Origin of the sequence: Eggerthella sp. (genome assembly GCF_048329335.1) — a bacterium.
GTDB lineage: Bacteria > Actinomycetota > Coriobacteriia > Coriobacteriales > Eggerthellaceae > Eggerthella > Eggerthella lenta.
The window spans coordinates 1-3,174 of sequence record NZ_DBFEGU010000395.1 but is presented as its reverse complement, the minus strand read 5'-3'; the positions used below and the strand labels follow the sequence as shown (position 1 = coordinate 3,174).

Sequence of the window (3,174 nt, the reverse complement as noted above, 5' to 3'; positions counted from 1 at the left end):
CGTGCTGGGCTTCTTCCCGCTCATCGATGCGTTCTCGCCCTTGTCGTCGGCGGCGGTGGAGGCCGGCGCCTACCGCGACTCCATCGCGCGTTTGAACGACCTGCCGACCCCCGGCGAGGAGAAGCCGCCCGCGCGTGTGCCCGAGGCGCCGTTCGACGTGCGGGTTGACCGGGCGGAGTACCGCTATCCCGGCACGTCGCGTGACGTGCTGCGCGGCCTGAGCCTGACGGTGCCGCAGGGCCAGCGCGTGGCCGTGCTGGGCCGCAGCGGCGCGGGCAAGAGCACGCTGGCGTCCCTCGTGCGCGGCGACATACGACCCGATGCGGGCGGCGTGACGCTGGGCGGCTCGCCCACGGCCGACCTCGGCGACGAGGCGGCGAAGTGGATCGGGGTCATCCAGCAGCGCACCTACCTGTTCAACATGACGCTGCGCGACAACCTGCGCATCGGGCGCGAGGACGCGACCGACGACGAGGTATGGGACGCGCTGGGCAGGGTGGGGCTGCGGTCGATGGCCGAGCGGCTGCCGAACGGCCTGGACACGCTGGTGGACGAGGCCGGCCTGCGCTTCTCGGGCGGCGAGCGCCACCGCGTCGCGCTCGCGCGCGTGCTGCTGCAGGACGTGCCCGTGGTCATCCTGGACGAGCCCACGGTAGGCCTCGATCCTATCACCGAGCGCGCGCTGCTGGACGACCTGTTCGAGGCGCTGGCGGGCAAGACGGTGATCATGATCACCCACCATCTGGCCGGCGTGGACGCCATGGACCGCGTCGTGTTCGTGGAGGACGGCCGCATCGCGCTCGACGGCGCGCCGGACGAGCTCGCGTGCACGAGCGAGCGCTACCGACGTCTGCTGGCCTTCGACCGCGGGCAGGCGGCGGGCCGCTAGCCGCGGGCGCGCAGAAGGGCGGTTGCGTCCTCGGGCGCGAGCGCGCACACGGTGGATCTCCTGAGCAGGCCTTTGTCGCGCGTTACGATGTAGTCGGCCTTCGCGCGTTCGGCGCATGCCATGATCAGGTTGTCCTCTATGTCCCCGTTGAACGCGCTCAGCTTGCTGGCGACCCAGAAGTCGGATAGGTCGAGCCCGACGAGCGTCGAAACCTCGTTCATGTTAGCGAGGTTCGCCCAGGCTAGGCGGTTCGCGGCCAGCGCGAAGGCTTCGTCGACCGCTTCGCCCTTCTCGCGCGCCGCTTTCTTGAGGGTGCTGCAGGTGAAGAAATGGACGTCCTTCGCCGTGGTCGCCGCATGGCAGAGCGTTGCGCCTCGCTCCACGGCTTCGTCGAGGAATTCGCACGATGCGCGATGGTTTGGGCGAAATCCCAGGTAATTGTCGAGCCAGACGTTCGTATCGACGAGGAAGACCGGGGCGGCTCCGTTCATGGCCGCACTCCTTCCTCGCCGTGGCGCTCGAGTATGAACTCTTCCATGAGCTGGTCGTAGGGATCGAAGGCGACGGAAGAGGGCATTTCGCTTCCGAAGCCCATATCCGCGAACGCTCGCGCCGCTTCCTCGCGTCCGCGGCGAAGCGCTTCGAGTTGCGACGGGCTCTCTATCCTCGCGTTCGCGCGCGCTGGCAAGGGACGGTCCTCCAGCAGGTTCACGATGGCCGAGGGGTTTTCGCCGCACCCTGCTGCTTTGCGCCACAGCGCGCGAACCGCCTGCGACGGAGAGTATCCGGCGCGTTTCAAAACGTCGTCTCCGGCAAGTTTGAGCGAACGCTCGATACGGGTGTTGAACTGGATCGTCTCGGCAGCGGCACCCATCGTTCCTCCTTTCAAGCAGCCTATGAGCTATACGTAAGTATAGCATAATCGCTAGCAAAATGGATGAGCAGAGATGCGGGCGGTTCTTCGACGGCGCTTGGCAGGGCGCTCGCATTCTCGGGCTATCGCGCGCCCGTTTGCGGGGCGGGAAGGGACGGCATCTGGGGATTCTCCGTTCTTCGCGTCGCCGGGCTCCGGCTTCCGGTATCCTGAACGTTCGCGACAAATTCCGGATTACGAGAGCAGCGGAGAGGCTTCATGAAGATCAACCATGCGATCCTGCACGTTTTCGACTTCGTCTCGTGCGTCAACGTGTACGCCCAGGAGGAGCTCGATCTTTCGAGCAAGAACGCCAAGCGCTACGTGACGAGCCACGCGAAGAAGGCGCTCGGCAACATCGACAGCAAGCGCGGCGAGTTCGCTGAGAACAGCATGTTCGCCGAGGAGCTGCGCTGCTACTTCCGCGGCCAGCGCGAGTTCGTCGACCTGTCCGTCCAGGTGGCCGAGTTCATCGCTGGCGAGCTGGGGCGCATGGAGAAGACCGAATCGGCCGACCTGCTGGTGGTGGACTTCGAGGACGATCCCGACAACACGGTGCGGGAGATGACCGATGACGAGGCCGAGGCGGCGTATCGCGGCGAGGGCAAGCGCTACTTCGCGTTCATGCTGCTGGAGGCCAAGCAGGCCTACATGCACGAGGTGGGCTACGGCGAGAGCGGCGCGCAGCGCGTGGACATCGCGCGCCATCACGCCATCCTGCCGAATCCGTCGCAGAAGGTGGCGTCGTTCGCGGTGATCGAGTCGAAGACGCTGTCGGTGTCGTTTTGCGACAAGGAGCGCGCCATCGCGGGCGAGAACCGCTGGCTCATTCCCGACGGCCTGCTGCAATGCTCGATGGAGGCGTCCAGCAAAGAGGTGTTCGACGCCGTGACGCGCATCGTCGAGGAGGTTGCCGAGGAGTACGGCGCCAACGCGGCTGTGGCGGTGTCGAAGGCGAAAGCCTACGTTGCCGAGAACGCCGACGAGTCCGACGAGCTTGCCCCGTGGGACCTGGGCGAGGAGGTGTTCGAGGACGAGCCGCTGCAGAAGCGCTTCGAGCAGGCGCTTGCCGACGAGGCGCTGCCCGAGCGCGTGGTCGTGGAGAAGAACGTGGCCAAGCGCGTGGCGAAGAGCCACAAGATCCGCACCGACACGGGCATCGACATCACGTTTCCGGCCGAGTACGGCGAGAACCCCGACTTCATCGAGTTCGTCAGCGGCCCGAACGGCCTCATCAACATCGAGCTCAAGAACATCGGCCACATCGAGAACCGCTAGGGATCCGCGGCCCCATCCTGCGACCTGCCGCCGCGCCGCTTCCCTGTGGGCGCGGCGTATGAGACAATAGAGCGAACTTCCCGAAAAACAGAGG

4 protein-coding genes are annotated in these 3,174 nt (G+C 66.3%); 2 read left to right on the top strand and 2 right to left on the bottom strand.

Translation table 11 applies throughout. From position 1 onward, the window contains the following. On the top strand, positions 1-889 hold an 889-nt coding region (locus tag ACMO6A_RS12375; RefSeq protein ID WP_418471341.1), incomplete at its 5' end, for an amino acid ABC transporter ATP-binding/permease protein. On the opposite strand, the gene ACMO6A_RS12370 is transcribed toward ACMO6A_RS12375, so the two are convergent. Together ACMO6A_RS12370 and ACMO6A_RS12365 are read right to left on the bottom strand one after the other, a co-directional pair. Further along, positions 886-1,380 carry a type II toxin-antitoxin system VapC family toxin gene (locus tag ACMO6A_RS12370; RefSeq protein WP_009304415.1) on the bottom strand — a complete coding sequence of 165 codons (495 nt, stop codon included), beginning with the start codon at positions 1,378-1,380 and terminating at the stop codon, positions 886-888. The genes ACMO6A_RS12375 and ACMO6A_RS12370 overlap by 4 nt on opposite strands. After that, positions 1,377-1,763, bottom strand: coding sequence for a hypothetical protein (locus ACMO6A_RS12365; protein WP_009304414.1), 387 nt, complete (start codon positions 1,761-1,763; stop codon positions 1,377-1,379). The genes ACMO6A_RS12370 and ACMO6A_RS12365 overlap by 4 nt, the downstream gene beginning before the upstream one ends. Positions 1,764-2,021: 258 nt before the next feature. Between ACMO6A_RS12365 and ACMO6A_RS12360 the strand changes: the two genes are divergently transcribed. Further along, positions 2,022-3,080, top strand: coding sequence for a nucleoid-associated protein (locus tag ACMO6A_RS12360; protein WP_114516272.1), 1,059 nt, complete (start codon positions 2,022-2,024; stop codon positions 3,078-3,080). Positions 3,081-3,174: the final 94 nt, after the last annotated feature.